This window comes from Wenyingzhuangia sp. IMCC45467, assembly GCF_054111205.1.
In genome coordinates, this window is the sequence record NZ_CM134196.1 from 2697436 (window position 1) to 2719345 (window position 21910).

A 21910-nucleotide genomic window follows, 5' to 3' on the forward strand; every position below is an offset into this window, starting at 1 on the left:
AAGGAATTTGTGCTGTTGTGGTAAAACTTATTAACAATGTGGTTAAAAGTGGTAAGAAGTGGTAAAATATTTTATATTTTTGAAAAGTAATACCAAAAAGTGGAATCATTAATAGGAACATACGAATGTAAAACAGACTCTAAGGGTCGTGTAATGCTTTCATCTGCATTTAAAAAGCAGTTGCAAAGTGTTCTGCATGAGGGGTTTGTGTTAAAGCGTTCTGTGTTTCAGCCTTGTTTAGAGTTGTATCCAATGGCAGAGTGGAACAAGGTAATGGGGCAGGTTGGTAAGCTAAATCGGTTTGTAAAAAAGAACAATGATTTCATTAGATTGTTCACTGCTGGCGTTAAAAACGTAGAATTAGATGCTTCTGGAAGATTGTTGTTGCCAAAAGATTTATTGGCATATTCTAAAATATCAAAAGAAGTAGTGTTGTCTTCGGCAGTATCAATTATAGAAATTTGGGATAAGGAGTTGTATGAAAATGCAATTAATGGTGCAATGGATGATTTTGCTGAATTGGCAGAACAAGTAATGGGTGGTTTAAATACAGAAGAAGATGAGTTATCATAATCCGGTTTTATTAAAAGAAAGTGTAGATGCTTTGGCTATAAAGCCAGATGGTGTTTATGTTGATGTAACTTTTGGTGGTGGAGGTCATTCTAAAGAGATTTTATCAAGATTGGGTGAGGGTGGAAAACTGTTTGCTTTTGATCAAGATCCTGATGCACATGAAAATGCCATAGATGATGAACGTTTTACGTTGATTCCTCAAAATTTTAGATACATAGAAAGGTTTTTACGATTTTATGGAGTTAGAAAGGTAGATGGTGTTTTAGGAGATTTTGGAGTATCGTCTCATCAATTTGATCAGGCCGAAAGAGGTTTTTCTACTCGATTTGATGCGCAATTAGATATGCGTATGGATCAAAAAGGAGAAGTGAGTGCTTACCATATAATTAATGATTATACGCAAGACGATATTGCCAATATATTGTTTCAGTATGGAGATTTAAGAAATGGTAGAGCAATGGCAAAAGTAATTGTAGCTGCTCGTGTAGAAAATAAAATAGAAACTAGTTTTCAGTTAAAAGAAGTGTTGTCTCAGTTTTTGCCAAAAGCAAAAGAACATAAAATACTAGCACAAATTTTTCAGGCTTTAAGAATAGAGGTAAATCAAGAGTTAGAGGTGTTAAAAGAATTCTTAACTCAGATTCCAAGTATATTGAATGAAGAAGGAAGGTTAAGTGTGATTTCATATCATTCTTTAGAAGATAGATTGGTAAAAAGATTTATTCAAAAAGGGATGTTTGAAGGAGAACCTGAAAAAGATTTTTATGGAAACTTTAGTGTGCCTATGCAAAAAGTAGGTGGATTAATTTTACCAACTAAAGAGGAAATAAAAATTAATAATAGAGCTAGAAGTGCCAAGTTGAGAATTGCAAAATTGAAAGTGTAGAAAATGGGAGTGGGAGAGTTTTTTTCGGGGATTTTAAAAGGAGACTTTTTAGTAAAGAGTGATTCTGTTAAAAACTGGAAAGTCATTTTTGTGATTTTAGGAATGTCTATTATTATGATTACTTGTGCACATCAAACCGATGAGAAAATTATAAGAATAGGAGTTCTTAATAAAGAAATTAGAGCGTTAAAAGCGGAGTATATAGATAGTGCCACCAAGGTTGTTCACTTAAAGTTAGAATCAACAGTAAGAGATCAAGTAGAGCAAGAAGGGTTAAAGTCATCAGAAGAACCTCCAGTAAAGATAGTCGTTAAAAAAAGAAAATAGAATAAATTGAGTACCACAGAAAAAAGCATAGTAGACAGATTAGGTTGGTTAGTGTTAGTGCTAGCTGTTCTGTTTGTTGTCTTAATTGTGCGAGTGGGATTTATACAATCTGTTGAGGGAGCGTACTATAGAAAAATGTCTGTTCAAAGAACCATCAAAACAGATACTATTTTTGCTAATAGAGGGAATATATATGCTACTGGTGGAAATCTTTTGGCAACAACCATGTCAAAATATACAGTTAGACTAGATATGGTGACTATTGAAAATGATATTTTTAATGAGAACTATATTGCGTTGAGTGATTCTTTATCTGCTTTATTTAAAAAACCATCATCTTATTATAGGAAGTATTTGCGAGATGCAAAAAGGCGTAAAAACAGGTACTTGTTTTTGGCTAGGGATTTAGGGTATATAGATTATGCTAGATTAAAGACTTTTCCAATTCTAAAATTAGGTCAATACAGAGGAGGGTTAATTACGGAACAAAGAAATGTAAGGGCTAGGCCTTTAGGTGATTTGGCAGTGAGAACTGTAGGGTATTCAGATTACAGAGGGAATGTAGGTGTAGAAGGTGCTTATATTAATTATTTAAAAGAACAACACGGTTGGCGAAAGAAACAAAAAATAGCCAAGGGGCAGTGGAAACCAATCAACGATAAAAACGAAAAAGAACCTTTAGATGGTAGTGATGTTATTACTACTATTGATGTAAATATTCAGGACGTGGTACACGCTGCTTTGTTAGAGCAGTTAGAAACTTTTGAGGCAGACCATGGTTGTGCTATGGTGATGGAAACCAAAACAGGAGAAGTTAGAGCAATTGTTAATTTGGGAAAATACCCTAATGGTAATTATTTTGAAAAAAGGAATTATGCCATTTACGAGGCACAAGAACCTGGATCTACTTTTAAATTAGCGAGTTTATTAGTTGGTCTAGAGGATAAAAAAGTAGACACAGGAGATGTGGTTGATACCGAAAAAGGTAGAATTAAAGTTTATGGGAGAAGTATTATAGATTCTCATAGAGGTGGATATGGAAAAATATCTTTGGCAAGAGCTATTGAGGTTTCTTCCAATGTTGGGATTGCTAAAATGGTTATGGAGTCTTATAAATCCAATCCACAGCAATTTGTAGATGGAATTAACAAATTAGGTTTTGGTAATAAAATAGGAGTACCTATTAAAGGAGAGGGTCAACCTTTTATCCCAAATCCTAAATATGTTAAAAAAGGAGATCCAAATAGTTGGAACGGATTGTCTTTGGCATGGATGGCATGGGGTTATGGAGTAAAAGTAACGCCTTTGCAATTGTTGACTTTTTACAATGCCATTGCTAATAATGGTGTTATGGTAAAACCAAGATTTATTAAAGAGTTACGTCATCAAGGAGAGGTAGAAAAAACATTTGATTCAGAAGTGTTAAACGATAAAATAGCCTCTAAAGAGACCATTGCTAAACTTCAGGATATTTTAAAGAATGTGGTTGTGCGTGGAACAGGTGAAAAATTATATTCTCCTAGTTTTTCTATGGCAGGTAAAACAGGAACCTGTCAAACAGAGTATTGGACAGAGAGTACTCAGTATGTTTCTTCTTTTGCAGGTTTTTTTCCAGCAGAAAATCCAAAGTATTCTTGTATAGTGGTGGTTAATAAACCAAATAAACACAAAGGATATTATGGAGCAACCGTGGCTGCTCCTGTTTTTAAAGCAATTGCTCAAAAAATATATACAAGTTCTTTAAAAGAACAAGCTGTTGAGTTGGATATTCCAAAATTAGCTTCATTAGAAAAGGAATATCAAGAATATCAAAAAGAAAATTTAAAAACCAAGTCTGTTATGCCAGATGTGAGAGGAATGGCTTTAATGGATGCAGTTTCAGTGTTAGAAAATAAAGGGTTAAATGTTGCTGTACAAGGCAATTTAGATTTTGTTAAAAAACAATCATTGACCAGAGGAACTGAATTTAAAAAAGGACAACAAGTAGTATTGTATTAAGATGGAGTTAAGAATATTGTTAAACAAAATAGCGGTTATCAAACAAATCAACTTTAAAGAAAATGTTGAGGTGAATGCTATTGCTTTTGATTCTAGAAAAGTAAATACAGGAACTTTGTTTGTGGCTCAAAAAGGAGTGCATGTTGATGGACATCAATACATCAATAAAGCGATTGATTTAGGAGCGACTGTTGTTGTTTGTGAGGAAATACCGACAGAAATTGATGAGACAACTATATATATACAAGTAAAAAATGCTAATGAGGCTTTAGCAATGTTGGCTGCTAATTTTTACGATCATCCTTCTGAAAAATTAAAGTTGGTTGGGGTTACAGGTACTAATGGAAAAACAACAGTTGCAAGTTTGTTGTTTCAGTTGTTTCAATTATTAGGATATAAAACAGGTTTGTTGTCTACGGTAAAAGTAGTAATAGATAAAAATGAGTTTTCTGCAACGCATACTACTCCAGATTCTTTAGCCATTAATAAATACATGGCAGAAATGGTGAGTGCTGGAGTTGAATATTGTTTTATGGAAGTAAGTTCTCATGGAATTCACCAAGAAAGAACCTTTGGTTTAGATTTTAACGGAGGGGTTTTTACCAACATAACGCACGATCATTTAGATTATCACAAAACATTTAGTGAGTATAGAGATGTTAAAAAATCGTTCTTTGACCATTTGTCAAAATCGACTTTTGCCTTGACAAATGTGGATGATAAAAATGGAATGGTAATGTTGCAAAATACCAAAGCTTTAAAAAAGACTTATTCCCAAAGAACATTAGCCGATTATAAGGTAAGAATTATAGAAAAGAGCTTTTCTGGGATGTTGTTACAAATCAATCAACATGAAGTTTGGGTGCAATTGGCAGGAGGTTTTAACGCTTCAAATTTAGGAGCTATTTACGGTGTAGCAAGTGAATTGGGAGTTGATGAAATGGAATTGTTAACCGCTTTAAGTCAGTTAAAAAGTGTAGCGGGACGTTTTCAGTATCAAGTATCAAAAACAGGAATTGTAAGTGTGGTAGATTATGCTCATACTCCAGATGCTTTAAAAAACATCATTACTACAATTAAAGAAATAGCGAGTCCCAAAGTAAGTATTATTACCGTTGTAGGTTGTGGTGGTGATAGAGATAAAACCAAGAGACCTAAAATGGCGGCGATTGCTGCGGAGTTAAGCACACAAGTAATTTTGACTTCAGATAATCCAAGAACGGAAGATCCAATTGCAATTTTAGAAGATATGGAAGCTGGAGTTACTAGTGAAAAAGCACATAAGGTATTAACCATTTCAGATAGAAAACAAGCTATTAAAACAGCGTGTAAATTGGCAAAAAAAGACGATGTGGTTTTGGTAGCAGGAAAGGGACATGAAACTTATCAGGAAGTAAATGGACAAAGAACTCATTTTGATGATAAAGAGATATTAATAGAAACTTTAGAAACACTACATAAATAATGTTATACTATTTATTTGACTACTTAGAAAATGAATATCAATTAATTGGGGCGAGTTTGTTTCAGTTTATCACTTTCCGTTCTGCCTTGGCATTTATGGTTTCTTTGCTGTTATCTACCATTTACGGAAAAAGATTGATAGACTATTTGAGAAAACAACAAATAGGTGAAACGGTAAGAGATTTAGGTCTAGATGGGCAAGTACAAAAAGCAGGAACACCAACCATGGGTGGGCTGATTATTATTTTGGCAACATTAATTCCGGTGTTTTTGTTCGCAAGATTGGATAATATTTATGTAATCATATTAATTATTACCACTTTGTGGATGGGAGCTATTGGTTTTTTAGATGATTATATCAAAGTATTTAAAAAAGATAAAGAAGGGTTAAAGGGAAAGTTTAAGGTATTAGGTCAAGTAGGATTAGGATTGTTTGTTGGAGCAATGCTATATTTTCATCCATCTGTAACCATGAAAAAAGAATTGCCTTTTTCTCAAAAAATAGCCAATACACATTTGTTTGGTGATGAAATTAAATCAGTAAAAACAACCATTCCTTTCTTAAAAAATAATGAATTTGACTATGCTTCTGTTATTAGTTGGATGGGAGATAATGCAGCAGATTATGCTTGGATTATTTTTATTCCAGTGGTAATTTTTATAGTTACAGGGATTTCAAATGGAGCCAATTTAACCGATGGGATTGATGGTTTGGCAGCAGGAACGTCAACAATAATAGTGGCGGTTCTTGGGGTTTTTGCATGGGTGTCAGGGAACATTGTTTTCTCAGATTATTTAAATGTGATGTATATTCCTAATTCTGGAGAAATGACCATTTATATTAGTGCATTTGCAGGTGGGCTTATAGGTTTCTTGTGGTATAATACCTATCCGGCACAAGTGTTTATGGGAGATACAGGTAGTTTAACTATTGGAGGAATCATTGCTGTAATTGCTATTGCTGTTCGTAAAGAATTATTAATTCCAATATTAGCAGGGGTTTTCTTAGTAGAAAATATGTCCGTAATTATTCAGGTTTTTTGGTTTAAGTACACCAGAATAAAATTTGGAGAAGGAAAACGTGTGTTTTTAATGGCTCCCTTACATCATCACTATCAAAAGAAAGGATATCATGAAAGTAAAATTGTAGCAAGGTTTTTAATTGTAGGAATTTTATTGGCGGTATTATCTGTGGTGACTTTAAAAATGAGGTAAATATTAGTACAGGGTGATGAGCATTGAGTACAAAGTATTAAGATAAGGAAAATGAATAAAAGAATTGTTGTTTTAGGAGCAGGTGAAAGTGGTGTGGGAGCAGCCATCTTAGCAAAAAAGCTAGGGATGGATGTTTTTGTGTCTGATAAATCTGCTATTCAAAAAAAATACATACAACAATTAAAAGAGAAGGAAATTGATTTTGAATCGGGACAGCATACTGAGGCTTTTATTTTAAATGCCGATGTAGTAGTAAAAAGTCCGGGAATTCCAGATCATATTCCTTTTATAAAAAACATAGTGGAGAATGGAATTTCTGTGGTGTCAGAAATTGAATTTGCAGCGACTTATAGCGATGCTTTAATTGTTGGAATAACGGGTTCTAATGGAAAAACCACCACTACTATGTTAACCCATCACCTGTTAAAACAAAATGGTTTTAATATAGGGATGGCTGGTAATATTGGAGATAGTTTTGCAAAGCAAGTTGCCGAAAGCAAGTTCGATAAATATGTATTAGAGTTAAGTAGTTTTCAGTTAGATGGAATTGTAAAATTCGCCCCGCATATTGCTGTTATTACCAATATTACACCCGACCATTTAGATAGATATGAGTATAATTTTGACAATTATGTAGCATCAAAATTTAGGATAACAAAAAATCAAAAAGCATCAGATTATTTAATCTATGATGCTGATGACCCTGTGATTGTGGAGGGAATACAAAAACACCATCCAAAGGCTCAATTGGTTCCGTTTTCAATTGATAAAAAAATAGAATACGGAGCGTATGTTGACCAAAATGATATAGTGATTAATATAAATAAAGAAGAATTAAGAATGAGCATTTCTAAACTAACGTTACAAGGTAAACACAATACCAAAAATGCTATGGCGGCCTCTTTGGCAGCACAATTATTAAAGGCTAGAAAACAAACCATTTTAGATTCCTTAGAAAATTTTGAAGGGGCAGAACACAGGTTAGAACATGTGTTAAAAGTAAATGGAGTAGAATATATTAATGACTCTAAAGCAACCAATGTAAATGCAACATTTTATGCTTTAGAGTGTATGACTCACCAAACAGTTTGGATTGTAGGAGGAGTAGACAAAGGAAATGATTATGCAGAATTATATCCTTTGGTAAGAGAAAAAGTAAAAGCCATTATTTGTTTAGGATTAGACAATACAAAAATTAAAAATGCATTTGAGGGAATTGTAGATTTTATTGAAGAAACTACAAGTGCTGATGAAGCAGTTAAGATTGCTTATAAGTTGGCAGATAAAGGAGAAACAGTTTTGTTGTCTCCAGCTTGCGCAAGTTTTGATTTGTTTGAAAACTACGAAGATAGAGGTAGAAAATTTAAAGATGCAGTAAGAAATTTATAACATGAGTTCATTTTTGCAACATATCAAATCATACATAAAAGGTGATCTATTTATTTGGGCACTGGTTGCGCTATTGGCATTGTTTTCTTTTATGCCAGTGTATAGTGCTAGTACCAATTTGGTGTATGTTGCAGGAAATGGAACTACTGTTGGAATTTTAATTAAACACGCTGTTTTATTGTTAATGGGGTTTGGAATTATGTTTTTTATACACCGAACTCCCTATAGATATTTTAGTGGTGTTTCGGTAGTTATGATTCCGATTGTTATTGTATTGTTAATAGTCACATTAGCTCAAGGAACCACTATTGGTGGAGCCAATGCAGCTCGTTGGATTCGCATCCCCATTATTGGAGTTGGATTTCAAACTTCCACATTGGCAGGTTTGGTTTTAATGGTTTACACAGCAAGGTACTTGGCCAAACGAAAAGATGAAATTATTGAATTTAAAGAAAGTTTACTGCGTTTGTGGCTTCCAGTAGCATTGGTGTTAATGTTTATTTTACCAGCCAATTTTTCTACCACAGCTATTGTGTTTATGATGATTATGATATTGTGTTTTGTAGGAGGGTACCCTATAAAATATTTGGCAAGTATCATTGGGGCGGGAATTGTGTTTTTGATGCTGTTTGTGTTAACGGCAAAAGCGTTTCCAGGTTTAATGCCTAACCGTGTGGATACTTGGATGAGTAGAATTGAATCTTTTTCTGATGATGAGTCTAAAGAAGGGTATCAGGTAGAAAATGCAAAAATAGCCATAGCCACAGGAGGTTTAACAGGTAAAGGGCCTGGGAAAAGCGTACAAAAAAACTTTTTACCACAATCTTCATCAGATTTTATTTTTGCCATTATTGTTGAGGAATATGGATTGTTTGGAGCCGGAATGGTGTTGTTAACATATTTTGTATTGACGTTTAGAATGTATGTTGCTACAAAAAAAGCGGGAACAGTGTTTGGAAAATTGCTTGTAGTTGGAGTAGGGTTTCCTATTGTTTTTCAGGCGATCATTAATATGATGGTGGCCACAAATTTGGGGCCTGTAACAGGACAAACGTTGCCTTTGATTAGTAGTGGAGGTACCTCTATTTGGATGACTTGTTTGGCGGTAGGAATGGTGTTAAGTGTTACAGCAAGTGCCAATGTAACAGAAGAAGAGTTAGAAACAGCAAGTGAAGATCCTTTAGAAAAATTATATCCACAAGAAGAAAAAGAAGAAGCAGTGTTATGAGTAAAGTAAAAAAAATATTGATTAGTGGAGGAGGAACAGGAGGTCATATATACCCAGCCATTGCCATTGCGAATGAATTAAAAAATCGTTATCCAAAGGCTGAGTTTTTGTTTGTAGGTGCTCAGGATAAAATGGAAATGGAAAAAGTACCTCAGGCAGGATATAAAATTAAAGGTTTGTGGATTGCTGGTTTACAACGTAGTTTGACCATAAAAAACATGATGTTTCCAATCAAACTAATGAATAGCATAGCCAAAGCTAAAAAAATAGTGAAAAAATTTAAACCAGATGTGGTTATTGGAACAGGTGGTTTTGCTAGTGGTCCAGTGTTACATGTAGCGGCTAAAAAGGGAATTCCTTGTTTAATTCAAGAACAAAATTCTTATGCAGGAATTACCAATAAGCTACTGTCAAAAAAAGTAGACAAGGTATGTGTATCTTATGAAAACATGCAGCGATTTTTTCCTAAAAATAAAATTGTTTTTACTGGTAATCCTGTAAGACAAGATTTGTTAGAGGTTTCTTCTAAAAGAGAAGAGGCACAAGTTTTTTTTAAGTTAGATAAAAGTAAAAAAACATTATTGGTGTTAGGAGGTAGTTTGGGAGCAAGGGCTATTAATCAAATGATAGAAAATAATTATAAGGAATTGTTACAGCAAAACTTGCAAATTATTTGGCAAACAGGTAAGTATTATATCAATAAATATGAAAAATATAATGAGGTAGATGGAATACAAACTCATGCGTTTCTATCAGAAATGAGTTTGGCATACGCAGCTGCTGATATTATTGTTTCAAGAGCTGGAGCAAGTTCAGTTTCAGAATTATGTATTGTGGCAAAGCCTGTAATTTTTATACCATCACCCAATGTAGCAGAAGATCATCAAACAAAAAATGCATTAGCTGTGGTGAATAAAAACGCAGCCATTATGTTAAAAGAAACCGAACAAGAGTTTTTTAGAACCAAGGTTCAGTATTTGTTACAGAATCAAGATAATGTTGATCAAATGTGTATAAATATGAAGGCATTGGCAAAACCAGAAGCAACAGAGAAAATAGTAGAAGAAATTGAAAAGATAGCTAAGTGGAATTAGAAAACATACATAACATCTACTTTGTAGGAATTGGTGGTATTGGAATGAGTGCCATTGCTAGTTATTTTGTAGCAAATGGAAAACTGGTGTCTGGTTATGACAAAACACCATCGGTAGTGACCAAGGCTTTGAATGAGCAAGGGGTAGAGATTTCTTTTGTAGATGAAGTTTCAAATATTGACAAATCTTTTCTAGATAAAGAAAAGACTTTGGTGGTTTATACTCCTGCCATTCCTAAAGATGGTAACATATTAAATTACTTTCAGCAAAATGGTTTTCAGGTGTTTAAAAGGTCAGCTCTTTTAGGGTTGATTACTAAAAATACTGTTTGTTATGCCGTTGCAGGAACTCATGGAAAAACGACCACATCATCTATATTGGGTCATATCATGCATGTTTGTGATACTGGAGCAACTTCGTTTTTAGGAGGGATTACAGAAAATTACAATTCTAACTTAATTCTAGGAGAAGATAAAATATCGGTGGTGGAGGCAGATGAATTCGATCGTTCGTTTTTACAACTATCTCCAAATGTGGCTTGCATTACCAATATGGATGCAGATCATTTAGATATTTATGGAGAAAAAGAGGCTTTAGAAACATCATTTAGAGATTTTGCAAACAAAGTTTCAGGTACTTTAATTGTAAAAAAAGGATTGCCAGTTAAAGGGTTGACTTATGGAGTGGAAGAAGAGGCTGATTATGTTGCTCAAAATGTTAAGATTGAACATGGTTCTTTTGTTTTTGATGTAAAAACACCAAATGGTTTTGTTAAAGATATAGTATTTCATTTACCAGGAAGACATAATGTTTCTAATGCTTTAGTTTCTATTGCAATGGCAGAGAAACATGGATTGGAATTAGAGGATATTAAAAATGCTTTGAGCTCTTATAGAGGGGTAAAAAGAAGATTTTCATATAAAATTAAGGAAGATGATTTTGTGTTAATTGATGATTATGCACATCATCCTACTGAAATTGAGGCGGTTGAAAATGCGGTGAGAGAAATGTATCCCCAACAAAAAATTATGGCTGTTTTTCAACCACATTTATTTTCAAGAACAAGAGATTTTATTGATGATTTTGCTAAAAGTTTATCGAAATTTGACGAACTAATTTTATTGGATATTTACCCTGCTAGAGAGTTGCCAATTGAGGGAGTAACATCAGCATGGTTGTTAGATAAAGTAGATAATAAAAACAAATCATTACAAACCAAAGAACAAGCAATTTTAAGTGTTAAAAATACTGATGCGACTGTGGTGGTAATGATTGGAGCAGGAGATGTTGGAGTCTTGGTAGAAGAAGTAACAACAATAATAAAAGAAGAAAAAAAGGGAGCGGATAGCATGAGATGAAAAAATACTATGTATACATAAAGACTCTTTTATTCCTAATATTCATAGGATTTGTTTTTGGATTTACATCCAAGAGAAATGCTATGCGAAAAGTTGAAAATATTGAAATTGTTTTTGCCAATGAAGATAACTTGTTTTTAACCCATCAAATGGTTGATAACTTGTTAATACAAAATAAGAAAGGAGTAAGAAACCAACCAAAATCCTTAATAAATTTACAAGAGTTGGAACAGATAGTACAAGCACATCCTATGGTGGAAACCGCTCAAGTGTCTGTAGGGATAGTTGGTGACTTGAAAGTGAGTGTAATACAGCGCAAGCCTTTGGCTCGTGAGTACAGTCAACAAGGTGTTTTTTATATAGATTCTAAAGGCAAAAGAATGCCTTTGTCTAAGAGTTATTCGGCGAGAGTTCCAATAATCAACAATAAAAATGGCTTGATAAAGTCAGAAGAGGTGTTCCCATTAATTCAAAAAATTCATCAGGATGAGTTTTTAAATAAATTGGTGGTGGCTGTTAAAAAAAATGAGGAAGGATATTGGTTGCAAACCAGAGTCAATCGTCAAGAAGTATTATTGGGAACATTAGAAAGAACCCATGATAAATTAAAAAAATTAAAAGTGTTTTACAACTATATGGAAAAAGATAGTTTGTCTGCCACTTTCAAAAAAATAGATTTACAGTACAACAATCAAGTTGTGTGCTCAAAATAAGGTAAGGATGGAAAATAACCGCATTGCTATAGGATTAGATATTGGTACAACTAAAATTGTTGCCATGATTGGTCGTGAAAACGAGTATGGTAAAATTGAAATTTTAGGAATAGGAAAAGCAAAAAGCTTAGGGGTTAAACGTGGTGTAGTAAATAACATTACCCAAACAATTCAATCTATTCAACAAGCAGTTGAGGAAGCAGAAAATGTATCAGGATTAAAAATTGATACAGTTACTGTAGGAATTGCGGGGCATCACATCAGAAGTATTCATCATAGCGATTATATCACAAGACAAGATGCTGAAGAGGTTATTGATGAAAAAGATATTGATAATTTAATCAATCAAGTTCACAAATTGGTTATGTTGCCAGGTGAGGAAATTATTCATGTTTTACCACAAGAGTTTAAAGTAGATAGTCAAGCAGATGTTTCTGAACCTATTGGAATGTATGGAGGTAGATTAGAGGCTAATTTTCATGTAGTAGTAGGTCAGGTTTCCCAAATCAAAAATATTGGTCGATGTGTAACCAATTCAGGTTTAGGTTTGTCGGCTATTACCTTGGAACCATTGGCATCTGCAGAAGCAGTATTGAGTCACGAAGAAAAAGAAGCAGGGGTTGCCTTAATCGATATAGGAGGAGGAACTACTGATTTGGCCATTTTTAAAGACGGAATTATTCGCCATACAGCAGTCATTCCTTTTGGAGGAAACGTAATTACAGAAGATATAAAAGAAGGTTTTTCTATTATAGAAAAACAAGCTGAGTTGTTAAAAGTAAAATTTGGATCGGCTTGGCCAGGAGAAAATAAAGACAATGAAATTGTTTCTATTCCTGGTTTAAGAGGTAGAGAACCAAAAGAGATCACGTTAAAAAGTTTATCTCAAGTAATTCATGCTCGTATTACAGAAATAATTGAGCAAGTGTACTTAGAAATTAAAAACTATGGACACGATACTCAAAATGGAAAACTAATAGCAGGAATTGTATTAACAGGAGGTGGTGCACAAGTTAAGCACTTAAAACAGTTGGTAGAGTACATTACAGGAATGGATACAAGGATTGGATATCCTAATGAACATCTGGCAGGCGGATCCGATGAATCTTTGTCGAGTCCTGTTTTTGCAACCGCTGTAGGTTTGTTAATGGAAGGTTTAGAAAAAATGCCAAAAGAACAACCTGTAGTTCCAGAAGAGCCTGTTTTTGAAAGAGTAGAAGAAAAGAAAGTTGAGGAGGTTGAAGAAAAATTAGAGGAAGAAGAACCAAAGATTGTAGAACAACCTAAAAAGAAAACAAAGAGTAAATCATGGCTAGATAAGTTTACTTCTGGCTTAAAAGATTTTTTAAACGAAGCAGAATAAAATTCACCCATAAATCCCATTTATTATGAGCGAGACACCATTTAATAATGTTGCATTCGATATGCCAAAAGCACAATCAAGTTCTATAAAAGTTATAGGAGTTGGAGGGGGTGGTAGCAATGCCGTAAACCACATGTTTACCCAAGACATTAAAGGAGTAGATTTTGTTATTTGTAATACAGATGCACAAGCTTTACAAAACAGTCCGGTACCCAATAAAATTCAGTTAGGAGTTAGTTTAACTTCTGGGTTAGGAGCTGGAGCCAACCCTGAGGTTGGGGAAAAAGCAGCGCAAGAAAGTATTGAGGAAATTCAAAAAATGTTGACCTCACAAACAAAAATGGTGTTTATTACTGCTGGTATGGGAGGTGGTACAGGTACCGGTGCAGCACCCATTATAGCTAGTATAGCTAAAAAAATGGACATTTTAACAGTTGGGATTGTTACTATGCCGTTTCAGTTTGAGGGTAGAATGCGTGCTAAACAAGCTCAAAAAGGGATTGACGAGCTTAGAGAAAATGTAGACTCTTTAATTGTTATCAACAACAATAAGTTAAGAGAAGTATACGGTAATTTAGGGTTTAAAGCAGGTTTCTCAAAAGCTGATGAGGTTTTGTCTACGGCTTCTAGAGGAATTGCAGAGGTAATTACACACCACTATAAACAAAATATAGATTTACACGATGCCAAAACAGTACTGTCTAACAGTGGTACTGCTATTATGGGGTCATCTAAAGAAGCAGGTGAAAACAGAGCTCAAAACGCTATTATGAAAGCTTTAGATTCTCCGTTGCTGAATGACAATAAAATTAGAGGAGCTAAAAATGTATTGTTATTAATTGTATCGGGAGAAGATGAAGTTACTTTGGATGAGATTGGAGAAATCAACGATTTTATTCAAGAAGAAGCGGGGTACGATGCCAATATTATTATGGGAGTTGGAGAGGATGAATCTTTAGGAGATGCTATTGCTGTAACAGTAGTTGCCACTGGATTTGCTATAGATCAACAAAGAGATATTACCAATACCGAAGTTAAAAAAGTATATCATACTTTAAATACAGAACAAACGGCTCATTATAATTTTGAAGACGATCAGGCAGTAGTAAGACCTAGAATGACTCGTATTGTTGAAGAGCCTGTAGAGGAAAAAAAGGTAGTACATCAGTTGTTAGAAGAGGAGGAAGAAGAAATTGTTTTTGTTCCTAAAAAGCAAGTTGAAAACGAATTGATTGAAACTACATCGGCAATAGAAAAGATAGAAGTAGAGGTTGATGAGGTAGTAAATGAAAAAACAGAAGAGGCTATAAATATTGTTGATGAGGATGATTTTGTGATTAATGACATTACTCCAAATTTATTTTCGGAAATAGAGGAAGAGCCTGTAGCCCCAGTAAATGTTTTTGATTTACCTGTAAATTCAGTTGTAGAGCTTAAAAAAGAAGAACCTATAGATGTTTTTGATTTGCCTGTGATTGATGCTGAGGTAGTAACCTTAGATAAGTCAGAAGAGGTATTTAATATTTTTGAACTACCTGTAGTAGATGCTGAAGAGGTGGTGTTTGAAAGAAAAGAAAAGGAGGCTCCAAAGAAAACGGTTTATGTGTTAGAGGATGAAGAAGAAGTTGATGAAATTGAAGTGGTAGGAGCTAAAGAAATTTCGGCAAAACCAACTTTTACAAAAGACGAAACCACTGGAATTAAGAAATACACTTTAGATCAGTTTGATGTTCAGCCAACTATTAAAAATGCTTCTTCTATAGAAATGAAGAAAGTAAATCAGATAGAGGTAAATGATGCCGAAGAAATTAAAATGGAGGTTAGAATTCCTAAACAAGAGGAAAGAATTACCGAAGAAAACGAAGAGGTGTCGCCATTAAATTTAACTATTTCAGAAGTCCAAAGAACTTCTGAAAAACGTAAGAATACCTTTAAAAAATACAATCATAGGTTTAAGAACTCTGCATTTAGCGAAGATGTTATAGATGATATTGAAAAAGAACCAGCATACAAAAGATTAGGTTTAGAATTGCATAATAAGCAAGATGTAAACAATAGGTCTAGAACTTCTATTGATGTAGATAAAGACAATGAAATTACGATAAGAAGAAATAATTCTTTTTTACATGATAATGTAGATTAATCTTCTTAATAAAAACAAGATTATGAAACCCGACCATTGGTTGGGTTTTTTTAATATTTTTGTAAATCAACAATAAAATATAAAACAAAATGAGTTTATCAACAGAAGTCATGGCAAAAATGAAAGATGCTATGAGAGCAAAAGATACGGTAGCATTAGAATCATTAAGAGCTGTAAAATCTGCAATTTTATTGGCACAAACCGAAAATGGAGCTAAAGAAGAATTGACCAAAGATGCTGAACTTAAATTGTTGCAAAAATTGGTGAAACAACGTAGAGATTCTGCAGCATTATATACAGAACAAGGAAGAGCTGATTTGGCAGAACCTGAAATTGCACAAGCGGAAGTGATTGCTCAATTTTTACCTGCTCAAATGAGTGAGGAGGAATTAAAGGCTGCTTTAACTAAGTTAATTTCTGAAACGGGTGCTTCATCAATAAAAGATATGGGTAAATTAATGGGAGTAGCTTCTAAAGAATTTGCTGGAAAAGCAGATGGGAAAGCTATTTCAGTGGTGATAAAACAATTATTATCTTAAAATATTTGTAAGTATAGTATAAAAAAATCGGCTCTATTTTAGAGCCGATTTTTTTTATTTATCACCGTTTAATCGGTCTTTAACAAATTCTATCTCTGTTTTACCATGTGCTTTAGGTTTTCCATCTTCTCCTAAGTTTACCATGATAATGTTATCTACTTTAATAATAGTTTCTCTGGTCATTTTGTTTCTAACCTCACAGTTAAGAATTAAAGATGAATTTCCAAATTTAACGGCTTCCATACCAATTTCTACAATATCTCCAGTTTTGGCAGAACTCATAAAGTTAATTTCTGACATGTATTTGGTTACTACTCGATTGTTTTCTAATTGAATGATAGAATACAAGGCAGCTTCTTCATCAATCCAAGCTAGTAATTTACCTCCAAATAAAGTTCCGTTGGCATTTAAATCTTCGGGTTTAACCCATTTACGTGTATGAAATCTCATGTGTTTTAATCTTTGGTGTAAAGGTACGTTTGATTAATAGGAATGACAATGTTATCCGTTAGATAAAAACTATAGAACCATTGCCAATGGTTATTTATAGTTTAGTTTTAAAAAGTTTTTGGTAGAACTTCTCATCACCAAATCGGTTTTAATAATTTTTGTTTGATAAGCTAAGTTGTCTTCTTCACTTTCAATTCTTTCAATTAAAAGTTTAGCTGCTTTGGCTCCCATTTTTTCTCCATGTTGACTAATAGTGGTCATTTGTGGACTAGCATGTCTTGCCAAAATTCCGTTGGAAAAAGCAATTACTGAAAAATTTCCAGGAATGTTATATCCTGATTTTTGGGCTACTTTTTGAATGGCAATAGCGGTAGCTTCATTAGTAGTAATGACCCCATCAATCTTATTACTTTCTAAAATAGGACTTAGAATTTTTTCGTACTCTTTATAGTGATAACCTGATAAATCAATAATAATATTTTCATTGATGTTTAAATTAAACTCCTCTAAGGCTTGTAAATATCCTTTTTTTCTTTTTTTGGTACTGCTAAGTTTTCTGTGGGTAGATATAAAAGCAATGTTTTTACAACCAGTGTTTTTTAAATGTTCTACAGCATTAAAGGTTGCTTTATGATCTTTTATCATCACCTTGTCGCAATCTAGTTCTTTAGGAACTCTATCAAACATTACAATAGGGAACCCTTCTTCTATTACGTTTTGAAAGTGGATATAATCTTTATTAATGCTACTTTCTAAAGCAGGAGAAATAATAAAACCATCAATACTACCATTAGACAACATTTCTAATATTTCAATTTCTTTGCTTGTTTTTTCATTAGAAACACAGGTAATTATTTTATATCCAGCTTCATTCGCTACTTGTTCAATTCCATTAAAAACTTGAGCATATATATACTTAAGCATGTTAGGAATTAGCACGGCAATGGTTTTTGTTTTTTTGTTTTTTAAACTAAGAGCATTAAAATTGGGCTTATATTTAAACTCTTTGGCATATGCTTGAATACGTTTTTTTGTTACTTCAGCAATTTCGTGACTATCATTTAGTGCTTTAGAAACTGTTGAAATAGAAACGTTTAGTTCCTTAGCAATGTCTTTAATGGTTAGTTTTTTTTTCATAAGATCAGTATGGAGAAAAAATAATCAATCTATTCCGTTCCAATGCCAAATATACTCATAATTAATAAGTTGTAAATTAATATACAACGATTTCTTAAAATTGTAAATTAGCGTAATGCAAGTAGAATATATAATAGTTGGTTTTGGGTTGGCTGGAATGGCCATTTCCAAAGAGTTAGAAGATCATGGGCATTCTTTTGTGGTCTTAGATAATGCCTCTCAAGTGTCTTCTAGAGTGGCGGCAGGCGTTTTTAATCCTGTTATTTTAAAACGTTTTACTCCTGTATGGAATGCCGATGAACAATTGGATAATTTATTTCCTTTTTATAATGATATAAGCAAAAGATTAGGCGGGGAGTATCTTACCTTTTTTGATACGCTAAAAGTTTTTAAATCGGTAGAAGATCAAAACAATTGGTTTATGGCATGTGACAATCCGTTGTTGGAAAAATATATGGATCCTAAAATTATTAAATCGCCCAAAAATGGAATTACACATTACGAAGGTTTTGGAAAAGTTAATGGTACCGGTAGGGTTTTGGTGACAAATGTGTTAAATGATTACATTAAATACCTAAAAGACAAAGAACAGTTTTTAGAGATTCCTTTTGTACATAGTGATTTAGAAATTTCTGATAAGTTTGTTACCTACAAACAGATAAAAGCGACTAAAGTTATCTTTGCAGAAGGATATGGTCTAAAAGAAAACCCGTTTTTTAATTACTTACCTTTAACAGGAACTAAAGGAGAAATGTTGTTTATTAAAGCTCCAGATTTACAATTAACAGAGCAAATAAAATCAAGCTTGTTTGTATTGCCGGTTGGAGATGATGTTTATTGGATTGGTGCTACTTTTAATTGGACAGACAAAACGTTAGATTCTACTGAAAAAGGAAGAAAAGAGTTGTTAGAAAAATTAGAGACCATGATTGACGTTCCTTATGAGATTCTGAATCAGTTTGGAGGAATAAGACCTACGGTAAAAGACAGAAGGCCTTTGGTGGGAAAACATCCTGAGCATAAAAACTTAATTGTGTTCAATGGAATGGGAACTCGTGGTGTTATGATTGCTCCAACCGTAGCTAAGCAATTGTACGATTATCTAGAAAATAATAAGCCCTTGTCTAAAGAAATAGATATCAATAGATTTGTAGTAAATAGCTAAGAGTAAAGAATCATTAAAAATTTGAGTATATGAAATTAGAAAGAAAAACAACCATGGTAAAAGTAATGAGTACATTGCTAGTTTTGGTTTCGGTAGCCTGTACAACCAAAAAAGAAGCGGAACCTGTAAAAAAGACTGCTGAGCCAGTAGTTGTAGAAAAAACAAAAGTGGTAAAAGAAACACTTAAACCTGTAAATGTAATTACTTATGGGGTGCAAATTGGAGCTTATAAAAAATATGATGTGGATTTTGGATCTGAAATCAAAAATATTAAACACAATGGTTTAAGTAATTATGTTTTTGGAAACTTTAAAACGCAGCAAGAAGCAGAAGAGTGTTTAAAAATAATGAAAGATTTAAGCATTAAAGATGCGTTTGTAGTCACTATGAAAGATGGTGAAATTATGGAGTAACTCTATTTAATTCGTTTGGTAGAATCTTTTTGATATTTAATAAAGAGATGAATCCAAATAACCCTAGAGATTCTTAGACTCCATGGAGCTACTACTGTTAATCCTATAGCAATAACAACCAAGCTTTGTCGCATATTTAACCCCAAAAACATAGCGCTTATAATGTATAAAGCAACTGCTATGGCTACACTCAATCCGTAACCTACGTACATAGCTCCGTAAAAAAAGGAAGGTTCCCTCATGTATTTTAAATTACATTTAGGACAATGACTTTTGGTTTCGGTAGTTTTTAAAATTTTAAATGAAAGTTTGTTTTCAAAAAAAGCTCCTTCATGGCATTGTGGACATTTAGAGGTAAAGATGCTGTAGAGTTTGCTTTTTTTTGTGAACATGGTCTATATTTTATTGGTACTTTTGCATTTGTTTAAAACATAATGCATATAAGTAGGGAGTATTTAATAGTACAAATATAAGCCCTATTTTTTTGATAAAAGCAACAAAAGTTACATATGGTTAACGTACATAATTTAACAGTTACATTTAATGGTACAGATCTTTTTTCGGGGATTACATTTAAGCTAGAAAAAGGAGATAGAGTAGGGTTGGTAGGGAAGAATGGTGCAGGAAAATCTACCTTGTTAAAAGTGCTTTCTAAAGATGTGACAAGTGATGGCGGAACCATGGCTTTTGATAAAGAGATACAGATAGGTTTTTTACGTCAGGATATAGATTTTATCCCTGGGAGAACTATTTTAGAAGAGGCTTATCAAGCTTTTGAAGAAATTAAAAAAATAGAAGTTGAGTTAGGGCAAATCAACAATGAGTTGGCAGAACGTACCGATTATGAAAGTGACTACTATGTTGACTTAATGCATAATTTGGAAGAAAAAACAACTCGTTACGAAATGTTGGGTGGTTATAATTACCAAGGCGAAACAGAAAAAATTCTTCAAGGATTAGGATTTCAACGTGCCGATTTTAACAAATTAACCGATACTTTTTCTGGAGGATGGAGAATGCGTATTGAGTTGGCAAAATTATTATTACAACAGAATGATATTTTACTGTTAGATGAGCCTACCAACCACTTAGATATTGAATCTATTATATGGTTAGAAAACTTTTTAAAAAATTATGCAGGGGCTGTGGTGTTGGTTTCTCACGATAAAATGTTTTTAGACAATGTAACCAACCGTACTATTGAGATTTCTTTAGGACAAATTTATGATTACAAAAAAGCCTATTCTCAATTTATGTTGTTGAGAGATGAGATTCGTGAAAAACAATTACAAGCTCAAAAAAATCAAGAAAAAGAAATAAAAGCCAAAGAGGAATTAATAGAAAGATTCCGATACAAAGCTACCAAGGCATCTTTAGCACAATCTTTAATCAAACAATTAGATAAAGTACAGCGTATAGAAGTTGATGGAGAAGATAATGCTGTGATGAATGTTCGTTTTCCCATATCAAAAGAACCTGGTAAAATTGTGGTAGAGGCAGAAAATGTTTCTAAAAGTTATGGAGACAAACACGTGTTGGCCAATGTAAACATGATGATAGAGCGTGGTTCTAAAATTGCGTTCGTAGGTCAAAACGGACAAGGAAAATCTACCTTGGCAAAAATGATGGTTGGGGAAACCGATTACCAAGGAGGTTTAAAGTTAGGACACAATGTGCAAATAGGATATTTTGCTCAAAACCAAGCAGAACATTTAGATGGTGAAATTACGTTGTTAGAAACCATGGAGAATGCTGCTAACGATGGTAACAGAGCAAAGGTTAGAGATATGTTAGGTTCCTTTTTGTTTAAAGGTGATGATGTAGATAAAAAAGTAAAAGTACTATCAGGAGGAGAGCGTAACCGTTTGGCTTTGTGTAAAATGTTACTAGATCCGTTTAATGTTTTGGTAATGGATGAGCCAACAAACCACTTAGATATTGCTTCTAAAAATGTATTAAAACAGGCTTTAGAAAATTTTGAAGGAACGTTAATTTTGGTTTCTCACGATAGAGATTTTTTACAAGGGTTAACTGAAAAAGTATTCTATTTTAAAGACAAAGAAATTAAAGAGTATTTAGGAGATTTAGATTATTTCTTGGCAGAGCATAAGCTAGAAGATATGCGTGAAGCAGAAATGAAAACGGTAGTAGCTTCAGAAAAAGCTACAGCTCCTAAAAGCGGAAAACTAAGTAGAGAAGCAGAAAAAGAACTTAAAAAGTTAAAAAATAGATTTAGTAAAATAGAAAGAACCATAGCTGATTTAGAAAACGAAATCAAAAAAATAGATAATCAGTTGGCAGAAGATTATGAAAAACACGCTGCTGATGGAACTTTCTTTGAAAAATATCAGGCAAAAAAAGATGAGTTAGATACTTTAACCGAAGAGCTGTTTGAGTTAGATGATGAAATTTCATCAAGAGAAGGATAAACTGCTCGATACAATTTTTTGTTTCT

The 21910-nt window shown here is 33.3% G+C and carries 20 protein-coding genes; 17 read left to right on the plus strand and 3 right to left on the minus strand.

Going from position 1 to position 21910, the window contains the following annotated elements; all coding sequences use genetic code 11:
* Window positions 1-99 precede the first annotated feature (99 nt).
* The 14 genes from mraZ to ACXGQT_RS11660 all read left to right on the plus strand — a co-directional run bounded on the left by mraZ (window position 100) and on the right by ACXGQT_RS11660 (window position 16290).
* Window positions 100-573: a division/cell wall cluster transcriptional repressor MraZ gene (mraZ, locus tag ACXGQT_RS11595; protein ID WP_457828759.1), complete on the plus strand. Its 474-nt coding sequence runs from the start codon at window positions 100-102 to the stop codon at window positions 571-573.
* A complete protein-coding gene (gene rsmH, locus ACXGQT_RS11600) occupies window positions 560-1459 on the plus strand; it encodes a 16S rRNA (cytosine(1402)-N(4))-methyltransferase RsmH (protein WP_457828760.1) in 900 nt (299 codons plus the stop codon). The genes mraZ and rsmH overlap by 14 nt, the downstream gene beginning before the upstream one ends.
* A 9-nt stretch (window positions 1460-1468) precedes the next feature.
* Complete coding sequence (locus ACXGQT_RS11605; RefSeq protein WP_457828761.1) at window positions 1469-1786, plus strand: FtsL-like putative cell division protein; 318 nt, start codon at window positions 1469-1471, stop codon at window positions 1784-1786.
* A gap of 6 nt (window positions 1787-1792) precedes the next feature.
* Window positions 1793-3784 carry a penicillin-binding transpeptidase domain-containing protein gene (locus tag ACXGQT_RS11610; protein WP_457828762.1) on the plus strand — a complete coding sequence of 664 codons (1992 nt, stop codon included), beginning with the start codon at window positions 1793-1795 and terminating at the stop codon, window positions 3782-3784.
* Between the two features lies 1 nt (window position 3785).
* A complete protein-coding gene (locus ACXGQT_RS11615; protein ID WP_457828763.1) occupies window positions 3786-5249 on the plus strand; it encodes a UDP-N-acetylmuramoyl-L-alanyl-D-glutamate--2,6-diaminopimelate ligase in 1464 nt (487 codons plus the stop codon).
* Complete coding sequence (mraY, locus tag ACXGQT_RS11620) at window positions 5249-6463, plus strand: phospho-N-acetylmuramoyl-pentapeptide-transferase (RefSeq protein WP_457828764.1); 1215 nt, start codon at window positions 5249-5251, stop codon at window positions 6461-6463. Before ACXGQT_RS11615 ends, mraY begins: the two co-directional genes overlap by 1 nt.
* Window positions 6464-6514: 51 nt before the next feature.
* The gene (gene murD, locus ACXGQT_RS11625; RefSeq protein ID WP_457828765.1) at window positions 6515-7852 is read left to right on the plus strand and encodes a UDP-N-acetylmuramoyl-L-alanine--D-glutamate ligase; all 1338 of its coding nucleotides are present in this window, start codon (window positions 6515-6517) and stop codon (window positions 7850-7852) included.
* 1 nt (window position 7853) lies between these two features.
* A complete protein-coding gene (locus ACXGQT_RS11630; RefSeq protein ID WP_457828766.1) occupies window positions 7854-9080 on the plus strand; it encodes an FtsW/RodA/SpoVE family cell cycle protein in 1227 nt (408 codons plus the stop codon).
* The gene (gene murG / locus ACXGQT_RS11635) at window positions 9077-10174 is read left to right on the plus strand and encodes an undecaprenyldiphospho-muramoylpentapeptide beta-N-acetylglucosaminyltransferase (RefSeq protein ID WP_457828767.1); all 1098 of its coding nucleotides are present in this window, start codon (window positions 9077-9079) and stop codon (window positions 10172-10174) included. Before ACXGQT_RS11630 ends, murG begins: the two co-directional genes overlap by 4 nt.
* Window positions 10165-11532, plus strand: a complete 1368-nt coding sequence (murC, locus tag ACXGQT_RS11640; protein WP_457828768.1) for a UDP-N-acetylmuramate--L-alanine ligase — start codon at window positions 10165-10167, stop codon at window positions 11530-11532. Before murG ends, murC begins: the two co-directional genes overlap by 10 nt.
* A gap of 83 nt (window positions 11533-11615) precedes the next feature.
* Window positions 11616-12245, plus strand: a complete 630-nt coding sequence (locus tag ACXGQT_RS11645) for a cell division protein FtsQ/DivIB (protein ID WP_457828769.1) — start codon at window positions 11616-11618, stop codon at window positions 12243-12245.
* A gap of 7 nt (window positions 12246-12252) precedes the next feature.
* Window positions 12253-13608 (plus strand): cell division protein FtsA, encoded by a 1356-nt coding sequence (gene ftsA, locus ACXGQT_RS11650; RefSeq protein ID WP_457828770.1) that lies wholly within the window; start codon window positions 12253-12255, stop codon window positions 13606-13608.
* 25 nt (window positions 13609-13633) lie between these two features.
* Window positions 13634-15751, plus strand: a complete 2118-nt coding sequence (gene ftsZ, locus ACXGQT_RS11655) for a cell division protein FtsZ (protein ID WP_457828771.1) — start codon at window positions 13634-13636, stop codon at window positions 15749-15751.
* Window positions 15752-15840: 89 nt separating this feature from the next.
* Window positions 15841-16290, plus strand: a complete 450-nt coding sequence (locus ACXGQT_RS11660) for a GatB/YqeY domain-containing protein (RefSeq protein ID WP_457828772.1) — start codon at window positions 15841-15843, stop codon at window positions 16288-16290.
* Window positions 16291-16344: 54 nt separating this feature from the next.
* On the opposite strand, the gene ACXGQT_RS11665 is transcribed toward ACXGQT_RS11660, so the two are convergent.
* Both ACXGQT_RS11665 and ACXGQT_RS11670 read right to left on the minus strand, forming a co-directional pair.
* Window positions 16345-16740 carry an acyl-CoA thioesterase gene (locus ACXGQT_RS11665; protein ID WP_457828773.1) on the minus strand — a complete coding sequence of 132 codons (396 nt, stop codon included), beginning with the start codon at window positions 16738-16740 and terminating at the stop codon, window positions 16345-16347.
* A 90-nt stretch (window positions 16741-16830) separates the two neighbouring features.
* On the minus strand, window positions 16831-17877 hold the full coding sequence (locus ACXGQT_RS11670; protein ID WP_457828774.1) for a LacI family DNA-binding transcriptional regulator: 1047 nt from the start codon (window positions 17875-17877) through the stop codon (window positions 16831-16833).
* A 115-nt stretch (window positions 17878-17992) separates the two neighbouring features.
* On the opposite strand from ACXGQT_RS11670, the gene ACXGQT_RS11675 reads away from it, so the two are divergent.
* Entirely contained in the window at window positions 17993-19042 is a 1050-nt protein-coding gene (locus tag ACXGQT_RS11675) for an NAD(P)/FAD-dependent oxidoreductase (RefSeq protein WP_457828775.1), read from the plus strand.
* Between the two features lie 29 nt (window positions 19043-19071).
* Complete coding sequence (locus tag ACXGQT_RS11680) at window positions 19072-19455, plus strand: hypothetical protein (protein WP_457828776.1); 384 nt, start codon at window positions 19072-19074, stop codon at window positions 19453-19455.
* Window positions 19456-19457: 2 nt separating this feature from the next.
* On the opposite strand, the gene ACXGQT_RS11685 is transcribed toward ACXGQT_RS11680, so the two are convergent.
* The gene (locus tag ACXGQT_RS11685; RefSeq protein ID WP_457828777.1) at window positions 19458-19847 is read right to left on the minus strand and encodes a DUF983 domain-containing protein; all 390 of its coding nucleotides are present in this window, start codon (window positions 19845-19847) and stop codon (window positions 19458-19460) included.
* Window positions 19848-19964: 117 nt separating this feature from the next.
* On the opposite strand from ACXGQT_RS11685, the gene ACXGQT_RS11690 reads away from it, so the two are divergent.
* On the plus strand, window positions 19965-21884 hold the full coding sequence (locus ACXGQT_RS11690; RefSeq protein ID WP_457828778.1) for an ABC-F family ATP-binding cassette domain-containing protein: 1920 nt from the start codon (window positions 19965-19967) through the stop codon (window positions 21882-21884).
* The last annotated feature ends 26 nt before the right edge of the window (window positions 21885-21910 follow it).